The following is a 24,798-nucleotide window of genomic DNA, read 5'->3' as shown; positions in this document are numbered from 1 at the left end:
TCAGAAGACCAGGGCATATAATGAACCCAAATGATTGACCTATGTAAATATCCTGAACGGAGAGGATTATGATGCAGCATCAAGATATTCCACACCGTCCTGATTGGACGATTGATCAAAATTGGGGAAAATATACCTCCGCCGAACACGGTATGTGGAGAACTTTATTCCAACGACAGTCAGAAATTTTAAAGAATCGGGCGACTCCGGAATTTATGGATGGATTGAGTAAGTTAAAGGTTGCTGCCAATGGGATTCCTGATTTTCGGCGTTTAAGTGACATATTAATGAAGCATACGGGCTGGCAAGTGGTGCCAGTGCCTTGTATTATCCCGGATGAAGTGTTTTTCGAACATTTGGCTAATAAAAGGTTTGTCTCCACTTGTTTTATCCGTCGCCCAGATCAGATGGATTATCTGCAAGAACCAGATGTTTTTCATGATACGTTCGGGCATGTACCATTGCTGACCCAACCTTTTTATGCCGAATATATGCAAGCCTACGGCCAGGCAGGCTTGCAGGCCTTGAAAAGTGGAAATTTAAAAAAACTGACGCGGTTATTTTGGTATACAATTGAATTTGGGTTGATCAAGCGCAAGGAAGGATTGCGAATTTACGGGGCAGGGATTGTCTCGTCAAAAGGCGAGTCCATTTATTCCTTGGAAGATTCGAAGCCAAAAAGAATAGCTTTCGACCTCAAGCGCGTTATGCAGACAGATTATTATATTGATAGATATCAAGATTGTTATTTCGTGATTGATAGTTTTGAACAGCTTTTCCAAGGATTAAGCCAGAATCTATTGGCAATTTACGACGAATTGAAAGATAAACCGGATATTCCGGCTGGCTATGTTCTATCTTCAGACCGTAAGGTTGCAGCGTGAGGCTTTATAGTTATTTTCGTTCCTCCGCCGCTTTTAGGGTCAGGATAGCCTTGGCTGTCAAAGACATTGATTATCAAATAATCCCCATCCATTTAACCAAAGATGGCGGGCAACAAAAAACGGATGCTTATAAAAAAATCAACCCACAAGGATTAGTTCCCGCTTTGGAAACGGATGGGGGAGATACCCTAACACAATCCTTAGCAATTTTGGAATATATTGAGGAAACTTATCCGAAGCCACATATTTTACCCAAAAATGCTGTTCAACGGGCTTACGTTCGCTCCATTTCCAATCAAATTGCTTGCGATATTCATCCTTTGAATAATTTACGGGTGCTCAAATATTTGGAAGAAAAGCTGTTGCAACCAAAAGACAAGGTAAATCTTTGGTATAAACATTGGATTGAGCAGGGCTTAAAACCACTCGAAGAGACTATTGCAACTTCAAGATATAAAGGGATTTTTTGCTGCGGGGATCAGGTGAGTATGGCGGATATTTGTTTGATTCCGCAGCTTTATAACGCTCGTCGCTTCAATTGCTCAATGGGTACCTACCCAACTTTATTATCGATTGAACAAGAATGTTTGAAACAAAGCGCTTTTCTTAAATCTCTTCCCCAAAATCAGCCAGACGCCGAATAAATTTAAAATGATTTTTAAACCTTTATAGCAGAAGCGTTTATTTAAAGGTGATTTGGCAACTAGGTTGCTTGTCCTGCCAGCAATTAAAAAAAATTAAATGAATGGATTAAAAAGTATAGGGAAACATATAAATTAAAACCGTTATATTGGGGTCGTTCTTGGTCAGAATTTCTAGGAAGATATCCGTATATATCTATCATTATTCTTTATTAAATGTTAAGATGCGAACAACAAATAGGGGGAAATTGAAATGTACAAAACAATTGTGAAAGCTGATGATAATCTTGAAAAAAAACCTGCTAAAAAAGGCTGGCTCATTTTGGGCATCATTGTGGGGCTTATTATAGCAGTTGGAGCCTATGGATTTTCCCAAGTAAATAAAATTCCTGCCTATCAGCAAGATGTTCAGGCTAAATGGAGCCAAGTTCTAAATAATTATCAACGTCGTACGGATTTGGTACCTAATTTAGTAGCCACGGTTAAAGGGTATGCTAGTCATGAACAGGCAACCTTGCAGGCGGTTGTTGAAGCGCGGGCGAAAATTGGCACCATTCAATTATCAGGTGATGCCCTCACCAATCCTGAAGCCATGAGGGTCTTCCAAGAAAGCCAACAACAGCTGCAAGGCAGCCTTAGCCGGTTAATGGCGGTTGCCGAAAGCTATCCGAATTTAAAAGCCGATAAAAATTTCTTGGCGTTGCAATCGCAATTAGAAGGAACGGAAAACCGGATTGCGGTGGCTAGACGTGATTTTATTCTGGCTGTTCAGCAATATAATACTGCCATATTATCCATTCCCGGGCGTTGGATTGCCGCCTGGTTGTATCCAGATGCGAAGCCCATGCCTAACTTCACCATCGATCCTGCGGTGCAAACGGCACCCACCGTACAGTTTAATTAAAGTTGCACCAAAGGATATTTCGTGAAATATATTTTTGCCTTTTTAATTTTTTGTTTAAGCAGCCTTAGTTCACCAAATATTTTTGGGGCACCACCGACTTACCCATCTTTAACCGGCCGAGTGGTTGACCAAGCCGGTATTTTGACGCCTGCCCAGAAGGATCAACTTTCGATTATTCTGGAAAAACATGAGCAAAAAACGTCCAATCAGGTAGTGGTTGCTATTGTCCGTTCTTTGGAAGGTCATGATATCGCCGAATATGCGGTTGGGTTATTACGTCACTGGCAATTAGGTGTTCAAGGGCAAAATAACGGTGTCCTTTTATTGATATCAATTGATGATCGAGAAGTAGACATTGAGGTTGGATATGGATTAGAGGGAACCCTAACCGATGCTATCAGCCATGATATTATCCAAGAAAAAATTATCCCATTTTTTAAAAAAGGCGAATATGAGGCAGGGATTTTTGAGAGTGTCAACTCTATTATGTTGGCATTGGATGGAGGGTATATTGCAACCGGTAAAGCAGTTAATCAAAAAGAAAATGATGATGAAATATCCTGGTTTGTATTGGGGCCGTTTTTATTCTTTTTCCTTATTATGTTCTTTATAAGAAACCGAAGGGGCGGCGGTGGAGGGGGATTTCCAAATACCATGATGGGTCCATCTTCATCGAATCGTTCCCGGTCAAGTGGTTTTTCTGGACGCGGCGGTTCATCTGGCGGCGGCGGTGCTAGGGGCAAATGGTAAGTTTTAAGCCCCCCTTATTTAACGAACCAAGCATTTGTTAGAAAAAATCATAGTTTTTTCATTCTTTGCAAGAATCCGAAGCGTTTAATGTGATATATTGCAAAAGAATTTTGTTGGGATAACCGTCTTGTCTAAGGCCCAGTTTTTTTTGTAGTACCCGGATTGCCAAACGTGTTTTAAGGCCTAATTTACCATCAGCTGTTTCTGACAATAAATTTGATTGGTTTAAATAACATTGAACCAATAATAATTCTTTAAAAGATATTGGGTGAAAGGATGTCGGGACAACCCAGCTGAGCCCTTTATAACCAACAATTTTATCAGCCATAATTCCAACAGTTAAAGCATAGTAAAGAGAGTTATTCCATTTTAGTATAAGATAAAAATTGGCATATATTAAAAAAACCGGCCCGTCGGCACCCATCGGCATCAGCACTGCAGCCATCGGATCATTGGCAGGAAAAGGTTTTGGATCAGCGGCTTTAATTCCAAGGCTTTTCCAGTATGAAAGTGGTTTTAAAATATCGGTTTCAGCTAGTTCATAAGGAAAATCCTTAGGTAAAATAATTTCTTGCCCCCAGCTAATATTTTTATCCCATCCCATGGCACTTAAATAATTGGCAGCTGAAGCCAAAATATCTTGGGGGTTATGCCATAGATCAATTTTCTTATCCCGATCCCAATCAACGGCAAATTTAAGAAAAGTGGTTGGGATAAATTGAATACCACCAAATGCCCCAGCCCATGAACCTTTAAACTGTGATATTTCCAAAGGGATTAATTGCCGATCAATGATTTTGAGGGCTGCTATCAGCTCAGCTTTGAAAAACTTCTCCCGTCTTCCTTCAAAAGCTAAGGTGGCTAAGGCCTGGATAACAGGGAAATTTCCCATAATTTTACTAAAACGACTCTCCAGTCCCCAAAAGGCTATGAGATACTGCTCTGGCACCCCATAGTTTTTATAAAGCTGCCTTAAAAGCGAGCGGTTTTTTTGACGTAAATTTCTGGCTTCTAACATTATCTTATTGGTGACGCGCATTTGATAATATTGGTTAAAACTCTGTAAAAATTCCGGTTGTTTCTGATCAAGGGCTATCGCTTGGGGTAGTAAGGCAATGTTATGAAAAGCTAAATCAATTGTTTGTTGGCTAATCCCAGCCTCTACCGCTTCCTGGCGGAACTGGTTTATCCACATTATAAAATCTTTGTTATGTAAAGGTGGCTGTTGCGCGAAAAGCAAGGCATAAGCGAAAAGAATCTCAACAATAATACTAAATAAAACCCAACGAAAAACCATCATTTCTTTACCCCACTTGCGCTTACTCAAGAAGTTTTTTTATTCAAATTTCCCAACAACTCTGTCTTTTTGAATAAATTTTATGATATGGATCATAGGCAAGTATTAAGAATATCCATTATAGCCTGGTAAACACATTTTTGACACAATTGCGAATTTAATATACATGATATCCAAATTAAAGTGATCATTTTACGTGAATATGGATTTAAGGCAGATTTAAAGTAATTAATTAGAAATTTTATTAACCTAAATTATAGCGAATTTACTGAAGGAACCCTGACATGAGAAAAATCATTTCTCTTTTTATCTTTATCCTTTTTACGTATGGCAGTACGGAAGGCTTGGGTCAAGTTCCGCCACAAAATGACATATTTAGCAAAAGTTTGTTAAGTCGCAGCGAATATTTGATGGATAAGATTAAAAGAAATAATGTAGCTGATGTCAGCGCTAATGATTGGTTGAAACAGGCAGAGAATGATTTAAAAGCAGGGGATATATCGGGGGCGATTAGAAACACCGAAAAGGCTTTAAAGGTTGATGATAAAAACCTGAAAACCTGGCAACAGCTAGCCAATCTATATGAAAAAATAAACAATACCTATTATGCGGTTGCCTCTTATATCCAATTGTATCATTTATCAACTAATCTAACGGATGCCGAAAAATCTGCCGCTTTGATTAAAATTGCCGATTTGCTCATAAAAGAAAATACCCAATCGAGCGCTAAAGAAGCGCTTGAGTTGTACACAAAAGCGAATGAACTTAAGTTCAATACCGTTATCGCTAAGAAAATCAATGATTTAAAAGAAGTTTTAGAATTCAACCCCAAAAACATTACAACCGTTGAAGTGGGGGATGAGCGGCAAGCTTGTATCAATTTTAATGACAATTTATCAACCATTCATACGGTGAGATGGTCTGATTATATCCGTGTTGAGCCAACGGTAAAATTTTCCGTCACCGTTCAAAATGAAAAATCATTATGTATTGACGGGTTGGCTTACGGGAAAGCATATAAAATTAATCTTTTAAAAGGATTGCCTAATTCGGCTGGCGAAGGCTTGTCCAGAAATCGGACGTTAGATGTTGCAGCGGCGGACCGTTCATTTTCCCTGGGCTTTAAAAATGCTGCCTATGTTTTGCCCAAAATTGGCAGTACGGGTGTCCCTCTAATTTCTGTAAATTATAACGAAGCCTATTTAAAGTTGTTACGGATTAATGATCGCAATCTGTTAAACGATTTTGTCAGTTATAACTTTCTTGCCAACATTGCAAAATATAATGTGACTGAAATATCTGACCGGTATGGCGAACTTGTTTGGAACGGTACAGTCACCATCGAAAGCCAAAAAAATCAACGGGTTACTACCTCCATCCCCTTATTAGAGATGGTAAAGAACCAGTTGAAACCAGGCGTTTATATTTTAACTGCTGGTAAATCGGTGGTAAATAAAAATGGAATGAAAGATCAGGCATCTGCGGGGGAGGAAGAAGATTATTATTCCTTGGCAACCCAGTGGATTATTGTCACTGATTTAGGCATCAGTACGTACAGCAGTGATAATGGCTTGACGGTTGCAGCCCGTTCTTTAGAAACGGGTAAGGCAGCTGTCGGAGTAAAAGTTCAGTTATATGCAACCAACAATGAGCAATTGGCAGAAGTAACGACCAATAATGATGGGGTAGCCACCTTTGCCTCAGGGGTTATGTTGGGCCAAGGCGGCAGATCGCCTGCTATGGTGATGATGACCTCGGCCAAAGCCGATGATTTTTCTTTCCTGGATTTAAACAAAGCTGCTTTTGACTTAAGTGACCGTGGGGTCAACGGCCGTTCTTATACAAAAAATTATGATCTGTATTTTTATACGGATCGTGGGGTTTACAGACCAGGGGAAACAATCCGCTTAGCCGGGTTATTAAGGAATAATCAAGGGTTGGCCGCTACCAAACTTCCTTTGATTTTACAAATTATCCGCCCGGACGGTGTTTTGGCTAGCCAATTCGTCGTGAATGACCGTGGGATTGGGGGATATGAAGTTTCTATTCCTACCAATACAGATAGTTTGACAGGCCGTTGGCGGGTTTTAGGGTATGTTGATCCAAAAAGCGACGCCGTGGGTACGGTTAGCTATTTGGTTGAAGAAGTAATACCGGCCCAATTAGAAGTCAGCTTAGCTGCGGATTTTAAAGATATCATCGTTCAACCCAATAAAAATTACGCAGTGAGCTTAAAAGCGGACTATTTATATGGTGCGCCAGCTGCGGATTTGGTTGCTAAAACACAAATTGTTTTCAAACAAAATTCTGATCCATACCCGGAATTTGCTGGCTATAAGTTTGGGTTGGTTGAAGAACCTTTTAAATCCGTCATCGTTCAAACCGAAGCCACCACTACAGAAAAGGATGGCACAGCCAATATTTCTTTACCTCTCCAATTGCCAGATAGCCAGCAACCGCTTCAGGCACAATTAAGCGTATCGGTTATTGAACCCAGCGGTCGGCCTGTCATGCGCTCATTGACGTTCCCAGTTAGGGGAATACATCCGTTGATTGGCATCAAATCAAATAAAGGGGCGGATGTTACTGAAAATAGCGTGGCTGATTTCCAGGTTATTTTGGTTGGCCAAAATGGCAAACAGCAGAATTTTGACAACCTAAAATGGCGTTTGGTAAAAGAAAACTATCGTTATCAATGGTTTTATCACTCTGGATATTGGGATTATAAAGTCTCCATCCAAGAAGAAGAAGTAGGTAGCGGGAAGTTGTCGGGTTCAGAAAATGCACCTGCTATTTTATCAACAAAATTTGGCTGGGGACGCTACCGCCTGGAAGTTTTTAATGAAGAGGGTACATCCGCTTCCAGCATACGCTTATATGCGGGTTGGGGGTGGGGTCTAGAAAGTGCGGATACCCCGGATAAATTAGAGATTGCCGCGGATAAACCATCCTATCTACCCGGTGAAAAAGCAAAAATATCCATTCGCGCCCCATTTAAGGGCGAGCTTTTGTTAAATGTGGCAACAGATAAAATCATTAGCAGCCAAAATGTTGCTGTTTCCCCAGAAGGTGTAGTGGTTGAAATCCCTGTCAGTAAAGATTGGGGCGCAGGGGCATATATTGTGGCCACTGCTTTCCGTCCTGGCAGTACGGCTGATAAAGGTCCTGGCCGTGCAATTGGAGTTGCTTGGTTGGGATTAAATAAAGATGTTTATAAAATTGGGGTTAGCATCAGTGTTCCAGACAAGGTTGAACCTAATCAACAGATAACTATTCCTGTAAAAGTTTCCGGGCTTCAAAATGGCCAGCCCGCTTTTATAACGGTGGCCGCTGTCGATGAAGGGGTCTTAAGCCTGACGGATTTCGTAAGTCCCGATCCGCTTCAGTACTTTTTTGGCCGACGGATGCTGGGGGTTGATCTACGTGATTTATACGGCCAATTGATTGACGGAAAGTCTAGGCGTCGGGGACAGATTCGTGAGGGTGGGGATGCGTCAGCTGAAAAAGGCGCACCTTCCCTAGTTAAACTGGTTGCTTTGTATTCTGGGATGGTGCAGGTAGATGCCCAAGGGAATGCCGCTGTTAAATTTGATTTGCCGGATTATAATGGCAAACTCAGGATTATGGCGGTTGTGCATACCCAAGATAAGGTGGGCTCTGCCAGTGCTAACCTTATTGTGCGTTCGCCGTTGGTTACAACGATGAATATGCCAAGATTTTTGGCATTAGGGGATAAAAGTCAGTTTGTCCTGTCCATCCAAAATATGGATGCCCTTCCTGGGTTATATAAAATATCGCTCACCAGCCCAGGGAAAGAGATCCAGCTGAGTGAGCAACAAGCGGTTTTTCAAACCGAGCTCAATCAGTCCCAACAAATTAACCAAGTAATCGCCGTCCAAGCCGATAAGTTAGGTGTTGCTTCCATCAAATTAAAGGTTGAGGGGCCTAATGGCTTTAGCTTGGAACGTCAATTCGCCATCCGTATTCGTTCTGCCCAAGCCGCCCAAACCGAGCGGACGGTTCAATTACTTAATACGGGTGAAAGTTTTAAATTGGAAGCCAGCTATTTTACAAGGTTTGTACCTGAAACGGTTTCCTTTAAACCTTCGATCAGTAACAGGCCTAATTTTGATGTGGCTGGTTTATTAGATGAACTGGATCGTTATCCGTATGGTTGTTTAGAACAAATAACCAGCCGTGCTTTACCATTAGTATATTTATTTGAGCTTGCCCAGAAATGGGATGTGGGTATTACGGATAATCCTGAGGAAATTAAGGGTAAAATTGAACGGGCTTTACAATTATTAACAGAAAAGCAGCGTTTTGACGGTAGTTTTGGGTTATGGTCATCCGGCTCGAATCCTGAACCTTGGTTGTCGGCCTATGTCATCGAGTTTATGGCAAGGGCGAAAGCAAAAGGTTTTGCCGTTCCTGATCTATCTTACCGCCAAGGGCTATCGTGGTTGGCAAAACATGCGGAGGATTACCAATTGACCAATTCTTCGGCCTTATCTTCCCGTGCTTATGCCTTATATGTTTTGGCCTATACGGGGGCTGGAGATATTTCGACAGCTAAGTATTTCTATGATACATATCTAAAGACTTTGCCGGATGCCTTATCTATCGCCCATGTTGCCGCTGCCTTATCGCTTTATGGCGATCAAGAACGGGCAACAGCCGGGTTTAAAATGGCATTGGCGCGTTATGAAGGCAATATTGCTTCTTGGGCTGATTATGGCAGTTCTATCCGTGATCTTGCCGCGATCATTTCTTTAACCAGCGAAAGCAAAGTGCCGACCATTAACTATAGTACCGAACTAAACCGTTTGGTTGGGTTACTGCAAAAACGCTATTATTTAAGCACACAGGAGCAGGTATGGCTGGTTATGGCTGCCCGTTCTTTGGCAGGAGAAAATGAGCCTTTAAACGTGGTTGTTAATCAATCGCAGAAGATGAGCGGGCTGAAACCCAGCTTGCCTAACCAAAGTTTTGCGGATTTAAGCAAGCAAGGGTTCTCGGTAACGAATGCTGGCAGCCCAATGTGGGTGGCCGCTAGTGTTACCGGTGTACCTGTTCAACCGCTGCCTGCCCTATCAAATGGGTTCATCATCAGTAAAAGGTTTTATGATTTAGACGGGAAAGAAATTGAGCTGTCTAATATGAAGCAAACCGATATCGTGGTAGTGGTTATTGAAGGGATGGCAATGCATAAACCTTGGAATCAAACCCTAATTGTTGATTTGTTGCCAGCTGGGCTGGAATTGGAAAATTCCCGTTTGGCAAATACTAATTCCTTAAAAGATATTGAATGGTTAAAGGATGATATCTCGGTGCTTGACCATGTGGAATATTTGGATGACCGGTTTGTAGCGGCTTTAACAACGCAAGAAGGTCAGAAATTTAAAGTTGCCTATATGGCCCGTGTTATTACCCCTGGCACTTATATGCTGCCAGCGGTACAAATTGAGGCCATGTATCAACCTGAAATTCGGGCGCGTGGAGAAATCTTAAAAATAATCATTAACCCTTTTAAGCTTCAAAAATAGGGAAATGATGTAAGCCATCTACCATGATGTGGATTTTTATTAACATTTTACGAGTATATTCTAAAGTCTTAAAAGCCCTGTTTTTAACAGGGCTTGTTTTCTTTATTTTAAATTTCATATTTCCGCTTGATACGACAAAGCTGCAGGAATATTCCGTGATCGTAACGGATTATCAGGGCCAGCCAATTCATATCTATCAAACCAAAAACGGATATTGGCGACTGCCTGTTAAGGTAGATAAAATTGATCCTAAATTTGTTCGCTTCTTACAAGTGGTTGAAGACAAAAGGTTTTTTCAACATCCAGGGATTGATCCTATTGCTCTTTTGAGGGCTAGTTGGCAATTAGTAACAAACGGCAGAATTGTTTCAGGGGCATCGACTATTACCATGCAAACGGCTAGGTTGCTTGAACCTCGCCCGCGTAATTTTGCATCAAAAATCGTTGAAATGTTTCGGGCCGTGCAATTAGAATTAGGATATAGCAAGCAAGAGATTTTGGAAATGTACCTGAATTTAACCCCTTATGGAGGTAATATTCAGGGGCTTCGCGCTGCTTCTTTATTATATTTTGGTAAGGAACCCTTCGTGCTTAGTGATGCGGAAATTGCCTTACTGATAGGCTTGCCACAATCACCCGAGTCAACCCGTCCAGATCGTTTCCCAGAAAAGGCAAAACTTATTCGGGATTTTGTTTTAGATAAATTGGCAAAAGCGGATGCGTTGACCAAAGACGAGGCAATGCAAGGGCAAGCGCAAACTTTACCCTATCGCCGATTTAATGTACCAAGGCTAGCCCCCCATTTATCTTATCGGTTATATAAAGCAGCAGAAAAATCAGCGCTTCTTCAGATTATTCCCACCTCTTTGGATATTAATATTCAGACAAGTGTTGAACAGTTGGCACAAAACAAACAAACGTTTCTGCAAAATGGGGCAACATTAGCTATTTTGGTGGTAGAAAATAAAACAAGGTTGGTACGAGCGTATGTTGGCTCTGGGAATTTCTATGACCCAAAAATTCTTGGACAAAATGATATGGTTCGCGCCATTCGTTCCCCTGGTTCAACTTTAAAACCTTTAATTTATGGGATTGCTTTCGATCAACTTTTTCTACATCCGGAAACATTGATCAATGATGCGCCTGTCCGTTTTGGAGATTATGCGCCGCAAAATTTCGATCGAAATTTTCATGGAAATGTTAATGCTAGAAAAGCGCTACAATTATCTTTAAATATTCCTGCTGTATTAATACTTGAACGGCTTGGGCCAGACCATTTCTTAGAAATTCTTAAGAAATCTGGCATTGTTTTTCATTTGCCACCAGGTGTTCAGCGGGCGGGATTACCAATTGCTTTGGGTGGAATTGGTATTAATTTGGAACAATTGGTAACCCTTTATACTGGTTTTGCTAATGATGGTTGGGTTAAGCCTTTAAATTATGCGCCTGTAATCCCCGCAACAGAAGGGGTAAGGCTGATGGGTGACATTGCCGCATGGTATATACGGCAAATTTTGCAAGATAGCCCTTCGCCCCCAGGGATGATAGCGGCCAAATATTTGAAACAGGGGCGGGAGGTGGCCTTTAAAACGGGCACCTCTTATGGGTTTAGGGATGCTTGGGCGATTGGGTATGATCAGGATTATACGGTTGGGGTGTGGGTGGGAAGACCGGATGGATCTTTTTCCCCTTATCAAATTGGCCGGGAAGAAGCTGCACCAATTTTATTTGATGTTTTTAACCAGCTTCCTGTTTTGTCTTCAAGCTCACCTAAAAAACCTGATAATTTTCAAGAAATAAAGTGGGAAGACCTACCCACAGCGTTAAAATTTTTTAATAACAAAAAAAACGTCGTGTCTTTAAACAGTTTATATTCTCAAGCCAATCAAATAAAAATTGATTTTCCGCTTGATAAGTCCGTTGTTGAAGTTAAGACCCAACCGGCAATCGAATCAATTATGTTGGAAATAAGTGGAGGAAAGCCACCTTTTTTATGGTTTGTTAATGGGCAACAAATCGATTTTCCTAGGTATCGGCGTAAAATATCTTGGACTCCCGCAGATGTTGGTTTTGCGAGAATTACAGTTATGGACAGCGACAACCAATCTTACACAGTTGAGATATGGCTGAAAGAACATGCTTTATAATCGCCTTTACAGTCTAAAATTTTTTAAGGCAATTTATTTACCTTGCAGTCCACCCACCTTCAATAGGTAAGGCAATACCTGTAATAGAGCGGGCGGAAGAAAGTGATAAGAAAATGGCCGCTTCCGCAATGTCTTCCATTTCTACAAATTTCTTTATGGGTTGCGGGGCAAGGATAATGTCATCCACCACTTTTTCGGCCGGAATGTTGTGTGCTTTTGCCTGATCTAAAATCTGCTTTTCAACTAAACTAGTCCGAACATAACCGGGGCAAATTGCATTGCAGGTGATATTTTTTTGTGCCGTTTCTAAGGCAACCGTTTTGGTTAAACCTATAAGGCCATGTTTGGCTGCAACATAGGCTGATTTAAAGGGGGAGGCAACTAAACCATGGGCAGAAACAATATTGATAATGCGGCCCCAGCCATTTACCATCATGAATGGCAATGAATATTTAATCATATGGAAACAGGCACTCAGGTTAATATCAATAATGTCTTGCCACTTATCAGTTGGGAAATCCTCAATCGGGCTAACATGTTGGATACCCGCGTTATTAATTAAAATATCAATTTTACCAAAATTTTTAACGGCAAAATTTACCAAGTCTTCAATCTCATTAGGCTTTTTCATATTTGCAGGATGGAATAAAATTTGTGGGTGTAAAGAATTTTGATCTTTTCCTGTATGGGCTACATTATTGACCTCATCCATCACTTTTTTGACTATCTCAGCTTTTTCCAAGCCATTAAGGATAATTTTACATCCTTTTTTAGCAAAACCTAAAGCAATGGCTCGACCTATTCCTGATGTTGATCCCGTAATAATAACTACTTTTCCACGTAATTCCGAATACATGACACACCCTATTTTAAATGACGATATTTTTATAGCTCAAAAGGTTAAGTAAAAAATTTGTTTATAGAATTTAGTTTTTTTGTAAAGAGAAGGTTTCTATCATTCCTTTTTTAATTAACAGACCGCTCTCCCCAAGTAATATTTTAAATGCGTCAGCCCCAAAAATCTCATAGCGCCACCCTTCTAACAAACGATTAGGGATGGTGGGGTGAAAAACCATATTTTCAATATCCTGTTGCGTGCCAATAACCCGCACAGCAATTTTTAGATTTTCTGCCTTCATTTTCATGTAAATTTTGATGAGTTCAACTAGAAAAAGATATTCATTTTTACTGTTTTTGAATTCTATCGGCAGGTCTTCCAAAGGCTTTTTAGGCTTTTTGATTATCTCACAAATTTCTGCAATAAATTGATTTTTATAAGAGCTCGTTTTTTGAGGTAATATATAAAGCTCCATTCTTTTCATTTCTTGAGAAGGTCGCTCGCAGATCTTAATAATATGATCATCGCTGATCATGTGTTGTCTAGGAACATCAATTGCTGCTGCTTTTTCCTCACGCCAGGCGCAAAGGTTTTTAAATAAAAAGAAATCTTTACTTTTAATATGACGCAGACCGATTTTTTTCCACGATTCTTGGGGTTTTATAATATATGTTTGCGGTTGCACCAATTCATTAATAAAATCTTCGATCCAGCTCTCTCTTTGAAGTTGGGATAAAAGATTTTGTAAATGTTTATGAATGGGCAGTAGATATAAAACATCATTGCCCGCATATTCAATTTGCTCAACTGACAAGGGTCGTTTTAGCCAATTACTCACCCTTGCAGACTTATCTAAAGGAACACCAATAATTTTCTGTACTAAATTCTCGTAACTGATCGATTCCCCAAAACCGCAAGCCATTGCTGTAACCTGTGTATCAGCGATTGGCGAGGGTATCCTTTTCCATAAATGCCAAAAAACTTCCAAATCTTGGCGTGCAGAATGAAACACTTTAATTTTCTTTTGATCAAATAATAGTTTAATTAAAGGGTCTAAACTTAACTCGGATGATAAAATATCAATAACCGCCACTTCATGTTCCCCCGCCACTTGCATTAAACAAGCTTGTGGCCAGAAAGTGTGTTGACGCACAAATTCTGTATCAAGGCCAATCATTTGTTGGTTGGCAAATTGTTCACAAAAGGCTATAAGCTGATCTGTTGTTGTAATAAAACGTTTTGTCATAGAGTGATAAAAAGTTTCTTGCTAGGTGATAAGGAAATAACAATAATCACGACATTATCTGGAAACTTAATTTTAGCCAAAGATATTTTAATAAACAGAAGGATTTCAGTTTGATGCATGAATATCGTACCCATCAATGTGGGGCATTGCGTAAAGCAGATATAGGTAAGATTTGCCGTTTATCCGGTTGGGTGCACCGGAAAAGGGATCATGGCAATTTGTTGTTTATTGATCTACGGGATAATTATGGAATTACCCAATGTGTGACGGATATATCCAGTGCCCATTTGAAATTATTGGAAACCGTAAAATCAGAGAGCGTCATTTGTGTCACGGGGCTAGTCGTGGCAAGGCCTTTGGAGACGGTAAATCCAAAATTGCCCACAGGGGATATAGAAGTTAAAATATCGGATATAAAATTGTTATCTTCTGCAGAAAACCTACCCCTGCAAGTTAATAGCGAAGAAAACGCCCATGAAGATATTCGTTTAAAATATCGTTTCCTGGATTTAAGGCGCGAAAAAGTCCACCATAATATTCTGTTGCGGTCAAAGGTTATTTCAAGTTTACGGCAAAGAATGATCAAACAAGGTTTTGTTGAATTTCAAACGCCAATTTTAACGTCAAGCAGCCCAGAAGGGGCACGGGATTTTCTGGTGCCAAGCCGGTTGCACCCAGGAAAATTTTATGCGTTGCCGCAAGCGCCCCAACAATTCAAGCAGTTACTGATGGTTGCAGGATTTGACAAATATTTTCAAATTGCCCCTTGTTTTCGAGATGAAGATAGCCGGGCTGACCGCTCTCCCGGGGAGTTTTATCAGTTAGACTTTGAAATGTCTTTTGTAACCCAAGAAGATGTTTTCCAGGCGATTGAACCTGTTTTACACGGATTATTTGTAGAATTTGCAAAAGACAAAATGGTCAGTTCCATGCCTTTCCCGCGAATTACATATGATGATTCGATGTTATATTATGGTTCCGATAAACCAGATTTACGTAATCCTCTTAAAATCCAGGATGTTACCGATATATTCCGTGATTCAGCTTTTGAATTATTTACAAAAGCAATTAAAAATAATTCTGCTGTTCGTGCGATTAACTGTAGCAATACTGCTTCTAAACCTAGAAGCTTTTTTGATAAATTAAATGACTGGGCGCGTGAGCAAGGTTTAGGAGGGCTTGGCTATCTTTCTTTCACGGACGAGGGAGCCAAAGGACCGATAGCCAAAAATCTTGATACGCAGAAAATAAAGCATTTGCAAAGTTTGTTTAAAGCGAAGCCTGGGGATAGTATTTTCTTTGTTTGTGAAAAAGCCAATAAAATTTCTAAAATTGCCGGGCTTGTTCGCACAAAATTGGGAGAGGAATTAGATTTAATCAACCGCCAAAAATTTGAATTTTGTTGGATTGTGGATTTCCCTATGTATGAGCTTAACCCCGATAATGGAAAAATAGAGTTTTGTCACAATCCATTTTCTATGCCCCAAGGCGAGCTTGAGGCCTTAGAACAAAAGGATCCTTTGTCGATTAAAGCCTATCAATATGATATTGTTTGCAACGGGGTGGAATTATCCAGCGGAGCTATTCGTAACCATCGTCCTGATATCATGTTTAAAGCTTTTGAAATTGCCGGATATTCGCGCCAAGAAGTGGAGGCAAGATTTGGGGGGATGTTGAACGCTTTCCGTTATGGGGCACCACCCCATGGAGGGTCAGCGCCGGGTATTGATCGAATTGTCATGTTGTTGGCGGAAGAAAAAAATATTAGAGAAGTAGTCGCGTTTCCGATGAATCAGCAAGCCATGGATTTAATGATGCAAGCACCTGCAGAGGTTCCTGCAGCCAGGATGAAGGAATTGCATATTAAGCTTGATTTACCTGCTGAAAAAAAAGCGAAATAAGCATAGAATGCCGTCAGTAAGTTGTTTTATTAAAATTGAAGGAACAAAATGACTGTCCCTACCGATGAGTCTTTTTATATGCCAGCTGAATGGCAGCATCATACAAGATGTTGGATGGCTTGGCCAGAGCGTGAGGAATTATGGGGCGAACATTTGGAATCAGCTCGGAATGCCTATGCCGAAGTTGCACATGCAATTGCTTTGTTTGAACCTGTAACAATGATTGCTAAATCAAAAAATGTAGCTGAGGTTTCTATCCGTTGTAAAGGCAAGGTCAATACCTTGGCAGTCCTACACGACGACTCTTGGTTGCGCGACAATGGCCCAACTTTTGTGGTAAATCCGAAAAAAGGCGTTGCAGCCATTCGTTGGCAATGGAACGCTTGGGGAAATAAGTATCCTGGTTATGAAAGAGACGCTCTTGTTTCAGAAGCTATTTTAAACCATCTGGGAATTCGTTGGTTTAACGCACCCATGGTAATGGAGGGTGGTGCAATCCATGTGGATGGCGAGGGTACGCTGATCACGACGGAAAGTTGTTTGCTTAATCCAAACCGTAATCCTAATATGGATAAACAAGATATTGAAGAAATTTTTAAAGAATATTTAGGAATTCAAAAGGTCATATGGTTAGCGGGTGGTTTACAAGATGATGATACTGACGGGCATGTTGATGAGATTGCATGTTTCTTTAAACCAGCCGCTCTCTGTATGCTGACCACCCCTGATAAAAGGGATGGCAATTATCATGTTTTACAAGAAAATATTAATAGGATTAAATCAGCCAAGGATGCTAAAGGCAGAGAATTTAATATCGTTGAGATAGAGCAGCCAGCCCCACAAAATTTATCAGATGGACGTCGGATGTCGTTATCATATTTAAATTTTTATTTGGCAAATGGGGCAATCATCATGCCATCATTTAAAGATGATCAAGACCACAAGGCCTTTGAAGCTATTGGCAAACTATATCCGGGTAGAAAAGTGCTTCAGGTTCCTGCAATTGATATTTTCAAAGGTGGTGGCGGTATTCATTGTATTACCCAGCAGCAACCAGGCTTTGTAATTCCTAATCCTGATGTGCAAATAAAATAGAGAATATAAGACAGGAAAATGCCGGATTACAATGGGTAATTGATCAATAAAATTTGCGGCAATCAATCTCCATAAGGAAATTTATTAAAGGGTCATACAAGTTTCTAAAAATGAATAAAATCCCAATAAAAAAGAAAATTTTGATTGTTGAAGATAATGAGCTGAATATGCGCTTATTCAACGATTTGCTTGAAGCCCAGGGATATGAAATTATTCAAGCTAGACAAGGAATTGAAGCACTTAAACTTGCCCATATGCACTTCCCTGACTTAATATTAATGGATATTCAACTTCCAGAAATTTCGGGTCTTGAAGTAACAAAATGGATTAAAGATGATGAAAAACTAAAGAAAATTCCCATTATAGCTGTTACGGCCTTTGCCATGAAAGGCGATGAACAACGAATAAGAGAAAGCGGCTGTGAAGGCTATATTGCCAAGCCTATATCCATTGTGCCATTTTTACAAACAATCCAGCATCATCTTGCTGCATCTGCGAAGAAAGATTAATTTTATGCCAGCATGTATTCTTGTTGTTGATGACATCCTCCCAAATCTACGCTTATTAGAAGCGAAATTAGTTATTGAAAATTTCCAGGTGATTTTGGTTAATTCAGGTCAGAAAGCTTTAGATATACTTAATCAGCAGCATGTGGACTTGGTTTTATTAGACGTGATGATGCCGGAAATGGATGGATTTGAAGTATGTCAACGGATACGTTCTAATAGTGTGATAGCTGATTTACCAGTGGTAATGATAACTGCCTTCGGTGACATCCAACATCGCGTGCGTAGTTTAGAGGTAGGGGCAGATGATTTCTTAACGAAGCCGATTAATGACATTGCTTTATTCGCAAGGGTACGTTCCCTCTTGCAGCTTAAATTTTTACTTGATGAGCTAAATACCAGAGAAAAAACCTTAGGCGATTTTTATCTGCTTCCAAGCAGCAATACAAGCATTGAGGATGATCTTGCCTATGATGACATCTTACTTATCCATGAATCCGGCTCAACTGGGGAGAAGATAAAGAAAACTTTAGAAGACGTCAAAAGCAAAGTTACCTATATAAATAACGATCAAGATGTAGTTAAAGCAATCCATACCCATGATTATTCTCTAATTATTTTAAGTTTAGGCTTGGAAAATAATAAAAATCTAGAACTTTTATCTTTTTTAAGGTCAGAAGACTTAACCCGCCGTATACCCATTTTATTGACCGGTGATGAAAGCCAATTATTAAAATTTGTAGCTGGGTTAGATATGGGTGCAAGTGATTATTTCTTGAGGCCCATCGAAAAAGCTGAAGTATTATTACGCTGCAAGACACAATTAAGAAAAAGCTCCTGCTCAGAAAGATTAAAGTCATTGCAGAACATGAGCGTTTCTGCAACTTTTATTGACCATTCAACAGGTCTTTATAATAAAAAATATTTACTCCGATATTTAGAAGGCTCCATTAAGAATGCTATACAAATGGCGAGGCCGGTTTCCTTGATCATGATGTCGATTGATTTTATAGGTGAGGGGACAACCCCTAAAACATCCCTTGCGGACATAGAGAAGATGATGGGTGAAATAGGTAAAAAAATTTCTGCCTATATATCGATTTCAGATTTATTGATCCGTATGGGTTCTCATGATTTGGCAATTTTAACGATGGATACCCCAACGGAAGTTGCCGTACAATTTGCAAAAAAACTGAGACAATATTTAGTAAAGCAGTCTTTGTTTCAAGATCAACAGGCAATTAAAATAAAAATTTCTTTAGGCATTACCTCATCTTCTGGGGCCAACTTAACTTCTGGCAGTTTTTTACAGAAAGCTGAAAAAGCACTGTTAGATGCTAAACAAAAACCTGCTGATAATGATCAGTCAGTTATTGTTTCATAAAATTGCGCTATAAAACCCACTAAAACGTTTTTTAGTAAAATATTGTTGAATTTTGCTTGACAGAATATGGAAACCACATAATTCTTCTGCAGTCGCTTTGTGTTATTTTAACCGGATAAGGGATTTATTTCTATGGCAAAAACAGGTCGTGTAATGATCAGATTAGTTAGCTCGGCGGATACGGGTTACTTCTACGTTACCAAAAAGAATCCCCGCACCTCAACAGAAAAATTGCAATTCCGTAAATATGATCCGGTAGTTAAGAAGCATGTGGACTTCAAAGAAGCCAAAATTAAATAGATGATTTAGCTGAGGCAAGTTTTTTTATTGGGTAAAGCCGTATTATTGATAAAGGGTGAGGCCTTTATTGGATAACTTGCCAAATTCACTGAAGTAATAGCTGTGCAAATCTTCCACTTTTTATTAATTTCTTGGCAACCAATTCCTCTATGTTGCGTACCGCCGTGCTTTTAGCGCATGTTGCGTTCGATGGCTTTTCTTGCAAGTAATAGCCTTCTAGTTGCTTGTCAATGGTTGTTTCAACTATATCCTGGGTACAAAAGTGAGGAATAATTCCTTTAATATTAATGGGGCTACCGTTAGGCGAATAAAAATTTGCCCAGGTAATGGATATTTCTGCGTTATTTGATAGGGAGGGGATAGTTTGGACGGTTCCTTTCCCGTAGGAAGTGGAACCAATGATGATCGCCCTTTTATTATCCTTTAAAGCCGCGGTAAGAATCTCTGCAGCAGAGGCACTTCTGCCATTAATGATAACTACCGTGGGCAAACGATGGAAATGATCACCCTCTGTTGCTTCAAAAAATTGATAACTTTGTGGATTGCGCCCTTTGACAATAGTGATAACACCTTGATCGAGGAATAAGTCAGCCGCTTCAACGGCTGGCAATAGTAGACCCCCGGATTGCTGCGTAGATCTAAAACAACACCTTCTAAATCTTGTTGCATATTTGCCAGGATAGGAGTGGTTTTATCCAATATAAGTGGTACGGTTAATTCGTTGAAATTAGTAATTTTTATGTAAAGGATTTTGTCCTGAACAAAAACCTTGACCGATGTATTTTTGTTATGTGATTGATCAATCGTAATTTCAAAGGGCGTGGAACTATCGCGCTGAATAGTTAAGGAAAGAGGATTAAGACTTGGATCATATAATAATTGATAAATTTGGGGAATGTCCAGTGCATGCAAAGATTTGCCATTGATAGCTATGATGTAATCTTCCTTCTTTAACCCTGCATTTGCAGCACTGCCTTGGGCTATAAGGGCTGCAATCACAATTCCGGTAGGGTTCTTTGATATTAGAATGCCTAGATTATTTCCTTCGCGCATCAATCTGTTAACGTGGGCTTCAAAAGGATCTACATATCTTGAATAGGGATCCAAGGATTTTAGTATGGTGTTAAAGAAAACCTTGTGCAAACTATCCTGGCTCATGGCAGATAGTTGGGGATCAGATTGCCGCGCCTTGGCAATTATTGTGTTAGCAAAATTAACCCATTCTTCCGTATCTTGCGAATATGGAGATGTAAAGCGAGCCAAAAATTGATGATTTTTTTCTAATAAAATCGCATTCTTATATGTAATAATATTTAGCGAAGAAGATTGCTGGATAACCCCTTTCAATGCCCGTTCAACCAGAGTTTTCGGATCGCTGACCTCAAGATGCAAATCGATAACATCCATAATCCCTTCTTCTAATAAATTTTCATCGAGGTTAGAAGAAGATTGTGTGGAAGTTAAACTATCGTTTTTCGAAGAAGTACAGCCCCATAAAATAGGTAAGAGTAGCAGTTCTATCAAAAATAAAATTTTAAATGGTTTAGGCATGATGCAATACTAACGTACTAAATTATAAAAAAACATCCTAAAACCGATACGGTTACTAAAAGATTAAGAACAGTGCATTAAAAATATCCTTGCGTTATGGTGATTAAAGCAACTTGTAAAAATGCTGCAGTAAAAATATTCATTGAACGAAAGTAGAATTAAAGCCTCTGTCTTATGAAACAATTAAAGCTTTTTATTATAAACTAACTTGCAAAGGAGATTTTTAAGGTGCAGAAAGTGTATAAAAATATCAACAATACAAAAGTTGGCCAAAGATGAGAGAAGCGCCATTTATCCACTCCGTTATTGTTTTACTAGAGGAAATATATAGTACACGTAAGGCTGCAGATAGAATTTGCACATCTTTTTTTCGGGCCAATCATTTTATGGGCAGTCATGATCGGCGCCATATGGGTGATTTCGTTTATGATGTTCTGCGCCACCATGCAAGGTTGCATTGGGTAATCAATCAAACGAATGTATTTCCAAAAAATCAATTGGAACGAATTCGTTTGTTGGTGCTGACCTATCTCAGTGTTATTAAAAATCAGTCTTTTGAAAGGATAAAAAACCATTTTGGCCAACAATTTGGCCCAGAAATGCTCTCTGCACCTGAAATAAAATTACTTGAAATATTGGCACGACACAAATGGGCAGAAAAACTAATGAATGGACCGGAATATGTCCGTTTTGAAGTGCCTGAATGGGTTTACCAATTGCTTTCTCTTGAATATCCACATGTTTTAAAAGAATTGTTAAGCAGCTTTTCTGAGCAAGCTTTCTTAGATTTAAGGGTTAACACCCTTAAAGCTCAGAAAGAAGATATTTATCGTAGATTAGCAGAACAAAAAATTCCTGTAAATTTAACCCCTTATTCTCCCTGGGGTTTGCGCATAAAAAATAAGATTAGTATTACCGCATCAACAGAATTTCAAAAAGGGGAGGTGGAAATTCAAGATGAAGGCTCTCAAATTATTGCTTTATTAACCCAGGTAAAACCCGGGATGCGGGTGCTAGATTTTTGTGCAGGAGCAGGCGGAAAAACCTTAGCTTTAGCTGGAATGATGCAAAATAAAGGTTTTATCCTTGCTTTGGATATTCATGAAGATAGGCTTGAAAGGGCGCGTAAAAGACTGGCTAGGGCGGGGGTACATAATGCAAAATGCCAATTGCTTCCTGAAGATGCTAATCAATGGATGAAAAGGCATATCGAAAATTTTGATCTTGTTTTGATTGATGCTCCTTGCAGCGGTAGTGGCACATGGCGGCGCAATCCAGAAGCAAGATGGCGGGTAGAGGAATCTCAACTCAAAGATTTATCCGCAATTCAAGAAAAGCTTTTAATGGATGCTGCACAATTAGTTAAAAAGGGGGGGCAAATTGTTTATTCAACATGCTCATTGTTTAGTTTGGAAAACGAAGCCGTTGTTAACAAATTTTTACAAAAATCTCAGTCCTTTAAACTTTATAAAATTGCTGACTGGCTTCACTATCACCAGCTAATTTCTTTAATGCCTTTGACACAAAAAAATGAAGATTATCTAAAACTTTTACCGTTTACCCATCACACAGATGGTTTCTTTGGAGCAATATTGGAAAAGAAAACAGAATAGCAAAAGACTTCATTGGAAATAATTTGTTAACCTTTTGTTAATAATTAGCAGATACCCTACCCTCTAATTCATAGATACTGAGGATTTAGAATGGCTGAAGAAAATGATATAATCGAAGGTGAAATGGCTGTTCTGAGCTTGGCTGAAATACAGAACAACAAATTAATGAAATTATTTGATTACTGGAATAATTTACGAAATGGGCGGCTTATGCCTGCACGTTCGGATGTTAACCCGGTGGACTTGGTTTTTATGTTGGGCTGGATTTTGCTAATTGAAATTTACCCTGATCCCACAGGTAACCAGCCATTTCTTTTTCGCTACCGCTTAAGCGGTGCGGAACTTGATAAAATCAGCAGATGTAGTCTTCAGGGGCATTGGGCCAACGAACTAAGTGATAATTTTCAACGTCATGCAACTATCCATGCTTTTAAAGAGGCGGCCAAAACAGCTGCTCCAAATTTTTATCGGGTAAATCTTAAGCGACGTGGTGAGAAATACTTGGTTTATGAAAGAATGACGTTACCCCTTAGCGTAGATGATCCGAATAAGCCGGGAATGCTTTTGGTAGGGATTCAAGGGGTAACGGAAACTGCAAGTCGTCAATATTATGTCGATTTACCAGCCATGCAAGATCTAGGCCAGCCAGCACCATCATCATATAAAACTTAGCAGAGCCTCAAGTAAGGCTGCTGAGAATGTTTTTTCAGTAATGCCTTATGATTTAAACCGTTTTTAATAAATAAGATTTAAACGATAAATTTTTATGCGGCTGACTCATGTTTTCGGTTATATGCAATAACACAATGTTCGGTACAATAAGGTCTTCCAACTTCCGAGTCGTGGCCACAAAAATGAAAATCCGACTGTTTAGGGTCACCGACTGGCCACATACAAGGTTTTTTAATAGCTTGCGTATCTGCTAACGGCTTTAAATCAGTTTGAAAAATTTCAATTGAAGTTTTCACTTCTTGACGTTTAATGGGGGACAGCCTTCCTGTTAAACCCATCCGATGGGCTTTGCCGATGACCGCATTTCTTGTAACTCCCCCAAGCTTTTTAGCAATCTGACTTGCAGAAAACCCTTGTAACCAAAATTTCTTAAGCATTTCTACGCGTTGATCTGTCCAGGCCATTTCTATTACTTCTTTGTTGGTTGTTGCGCGAAAGGTTTGCCAATAAAACATGCTATATGTTGTGTTATTTTTTAAACAATATACTATTAATACTAAATATAAATTTTAGTGAAGAGCAAGTTTTTTAATCACAAATAATGCAAAAAGTATCTTGCCTGATTTGCAAAATTCGTATCTATAATCCAAGTTTAATTTTGCTGAGAATTTTCTTATCCAATGGGATATGGCTATATTTTGATTGGACGCAATCTATTTTAGCTTAAAAAATTGTAACTGGAATAATGTTGCGCCAATGTTGGCACACCAAATTTAATTAAAAAAAGGTTTTTTAATTCTTGTCCCACTGCGATAAGATAATGCCGCAAAGATAGGAGAGATACTTTTGAATGAAATTTTTAGAGAAATTGAAGAAGATATCCGTCGTGACCAAATGTCTAAAATTTGGAAGAAATACGGATCTTGGCTTCTAACGATAATTTTAGCGATCATCTTACTAACTGTTATTCTGGTTTGGTGGCGGCAACAGCAGGAAAACCGACAGTATGAAAGGGCAATAATATATCAAAATGCACAAGACATCATTGCCTCCGGGAATTACACCAACGCTGAAGATTTATTACTAAATCTGGTGAAGTATGAAGACGGCTACTCTATGCTGGCAAGGTTTGAATTAGCAGCTTTGCGTGTTAAATCGGGTAAGCTAGAAGCAGCGATCAATCTTTATAAGGGTATTAGCGAAGATCAAGGGGTATTTTATCCCTACCGTCAACTATCCATGATCAAACAGGCTTTATTGCTTATTGGAATGCCGGAAATAAATGCCGATAGCTTAGCCGACATGAATAGAACCTTGGAAAAGTCTTTAAAAGCTCCCACCCCTCTTGCTTTAGCCCTATCCATTAATGAGGTGCGAATCTTGCTTCATCTGAAACTTGGGCAAATCTTAGAGGCCAAGCAGGGGATTATAAGGATAATAGACAATCCGAACGCTCCTGTTAATATGCGTCGGCGGTTAACGGAATTGTTAAAAACAATTGAATAATCTAATTAGGGCGTTTG

At 39.5% G+C, this 24,798-nt stretch carries 20 protein-coding genes; 14 read left to right on the top strand and 6 right to left on the bottom strand.

Annotation, left to right across the window (positions count from 1 at the left end; genetic code table 11):
• Window positions 1–68 precede the first annotated feature (68 nt).
• The 4 genes from IPP67_01335 to IPP67_01320 all read left to right on the top strand — a co-directional run bounded on the left by IPP67_01335 (window position 69) and on the right by IPP67_01320 (window position 3,179).
• Window positions 69–884, top strand: a complete 816-nt coding sequence (locus tag IPP67_01335) for a phenylalanine 4-monooxygenase (GenBank protein MBL0337847.1) — start codon at window positions 69–71, stop codon at window positions 882–884.
• Window positions 881–1,528, top strand: a complete 648-nt coding sequence (gene maiA, locus IPP67_01330) for a maleylacetoacetate isomerase (protein MBL0337846.1) — start codon at window positions 881–883, stop codon at window positions 1,526–1,528. The genes IPP67_01335 and maiA overlap by 4 nt, the downstream gene beginning before the upstream one ends.
• 250 nt (window positions 1,529–1,778) lie before the next feature.
• Complete coding sequence (locus IPP67_01325; GenBank protein MBL0337845.1) at window positions 1,779–2,429, top strand: LemA family protein; 651 nt, start codon at window positions 1,779–1,781, stop codon at window positions 2,427–2,429.
• Between the two features lie 21 nt (window positions 2,430–2,450).
• Window positions 2,451–3,179, top strand: coding sequence for a TPM domain-containing protein (locus IPP67_01320; GenBank protein ID MBL0337844.1), 729 nt, complete (start codon window positions 2,451–2,453; stop codon window positions 3,177–3,179).
• Window positions 3,180–3,237: 58 nt separating this feature from the next.
• Here IPP67_01320 and IPP67_01315 read toward each other — a convergent pair whose 3' ends face one another.
• Window positions 3,238–4,479 carry a lytic murein transglycosylase gene (locus IPP67_01315; GenBank protein ID MBL0337843.1) on the bottom strand — a complete coding sequence of 414 codons (1,242 nt, stop codon included), beginning with the start codon at window positions 4,477–4,479 and terminating at the stop codon, window positions 3,238–3,240.
• 281 nt (window positions 4,480–4,760) lie between these two features.
• Between IPP67_01315 and IPP67_01310 the strand changes: the two genes are divergently transcribed.
• Window positions 4,761–10,022, top strand: a complete 5,262-nt coding sequence (locus IPP67_01310; GenBank protein MBL0337842.1) for a hypothetical protein — start codon at window positions 4,761–4,763, stop codon at window positions 10,020–10,022.
• Window positions 10,023–10,045: 23 nt separating this feature from the next.
• Entirely contained in the window at window positions 10,046–12,169 is a 2,124-nt protein-coding gene (pbpC, locus tag IPP67_01305) for a penicillin-binding protein 1C (GenBank protein MBL0337841.1), read from the top strand.
• A 37-nt stretch (window positions 12,170–12,206) separates the two neighbouring features.
• Here the strand turns inward: pbpC and IPP67_01300 are convergent, their stop codons facing one another.
• On the bottom strand, window positions 12,207–13,025 hold the full coding sequence (locus tag IPP67_01300) for a 3-hydroxybutyrate dehydrogenase (protein ID MBL0337840.1): 819 nt from the start codon (window positions 13,023–13,025) through the stop codon (window positions 12,207–12,209).
• Between the two features lie 70 nt (window positions 13,026–13,095).
• Window positions 13,096–14,253, bottom strand: a complete 1,158-nt coding sequence (rnd, locus tag IPP67_01295) for a ribonuclease D (GenBank protein ID MBL0337839.1) — start codon at window positions 14,251–14,253, stop codon at window positions 13,096–13,098.
• 113 nt (window positions 14,254–14,366) lie between these two features.
• Here rnd and aspS point away from each other — a divergent pair, with 113 nt between their 5' ends.
• From aspS to rpmG, 5 genes are all read left to right on the top strand, one after another.
• Window positions 14,367–16,154 carry an aspartate--tRNA ligase gene (gene aspS / locus IPP67_01290; GenBank protein MBL0337838.1) on the top strand — a complete coding sequence of 596 codons (1,788 nt, stop codon included), beginning with the start codon at window positions 14,367–14,369 and terminating at the stop codon, window positions 16,152–16,154.
• 48 nt (window positions 16,155–16,202) lie between these two features.
• Complete coding sequence (locus tag IPP67_01285; GenBank protein MBL0337837.1) at window positions 16,203–17,249, top strand: agmatine deiminase family protein; 1,047 nt, start codon at window positions 16,203–16,205, stop codon at window positions 17,247–17,249.
• A 125-nt stretch (window positions 17,250–17,374) separates the two neighbouring features.
• Window positions 17,375–17,758, top strand: coding sequence for a response regulator (locus IPP67_01280; GenBank protein ID MBL0337836.1), 384 nt, complete (start codon window positions 17,375–17,377; stop codon window positions 17,756–17,758).
• 4 nt (window positions 17,759–17,762) lie between these two features.
• Window positions 17,763–19,139, top strand: a complete 1,377-nt coding sequence (locus tag IPP67_01275; protein ID MBL0337835.1) for a response regulator — start codon at window positions 17,763–17,765, stop codon at window positions 19,137–19,139.
• Window positions 19,140–19,271: 132 nt separating this feature from the next.
• Window positions 19,272–19,439 carry a 50S ribosomal protein L33 gene (rpmG, locus tag IPP67_01270; GenBank protein MBL0337834.1) on the top strand — a complete coding sequence of 56 codons (168 nt, stop codon included), beginning with the start codon at window positions 19,272–19,274 and terminating at the stop codon, window positions 19,437–19,439.
• Window positions 19,440–19,524: 85 nt separating this feature from the next.
• On the opposite strand, the gene IPP67_01265 is transcribed toward rpmG, so the two are convergent.
• Complete coding sequence (locus IPP67_01265) at window positions 19,525–19,929, bottom strand: hypothetical protein (GenBank protein ID MBL0337833.1); 405 nt, start codon at window positions 19,927–19,929, stop codon at window positions 19,525–19,527.
• The gene (locus IPP67_01260; GenBank protein MBL0337832.1) at window positions 19,917–20,990 is read right to left on the bottom strand and encodes a PDZ domain-containing protein; all 1,074 of its coding nucleotides are present in this window, start codon (window positions 20,988–20,990) and stop codon (window positions 19,917–19,919) included. The genes IPP67_01265 and IPP67_01260 overlap by 13 nt, the downstream gene beginning before the upstream one ends.
• Window positions 20,991–21,400: 410 nt before the next feature.
• Between IPP67_01260 and IPP67_01255 the strand changes: the two genes are divergently transcribed.
• Window positions 21,401–22,603, top strand: a complete 1,203-nt coding sequence (locus IPP67_01255; protein MBL0337831.1) for an RsmB/NOP family class I SAM-dependent RNA methyltransferase — start codon at window positions 21,401–21,403, stop codon at window positions 22,601–22,603.
• A gap of 90 nt (window positions 22,604–22,693) precedes the next feature.
• On the top strand, window positions 22,694–23,275 hold the full coding sequence (locus IPP67_01250) for a PAS domain-containing protein (GenBank protein MBL0337830.1): 582 nt from the start codon (window positions 22,694–22,696) through the stop codon (window positions 23,273–23,275).
• Window positions 23,276–23,367: 92 nt separating this feature from the next.
• Here the strand turns inward: IPP67_01250 and IPP67_01245 are convergent, their stop codons facing one another.
• Complete coding sequence (locus tag IPP67_01245; protein ID MBL0337829.1) at window positions 23,368–23,739, bottom strand: global cell cycle regulator GcrA-like protein; 372 nt, start codon at window positions 23,737–23,739, stop codon at window positions 23,368–23,370.
• A 382-nt stretch (window positions 23,740–24,121) separates the two neighbouring features.
• On the opposite strand from IPP67_01245, the gene IPP67_01240 reads away from it, so the two are divergent.
• A complete protein-coding gene (locus IPP67_01240) occupies window positions 24,122–24,781 on the top strand; it encodes a tetratricopeptide repeat protein (GenBank protein MBL0337828.1) in 660 nt (219 codons plus the stop codon).
• Window positions 24,782–24,798: the final 17 nt, after the last annotated feature.

Source organism: Rhodospirillaceae bacterium (assembly GCA_016722635.1).
In the GTDB taxonomy this organism is placed as follows: Bacteria; Pseudomonadota; Alphaproteobacteria; order JAEUKQ01; family JAEUKQ01; genus JAEUKQ01.
The sequence above is the reverse complement of the archived record's forward strand: the minus strand, read 5'-3'. Positions and strand labels throughout refer to the sequence as shown.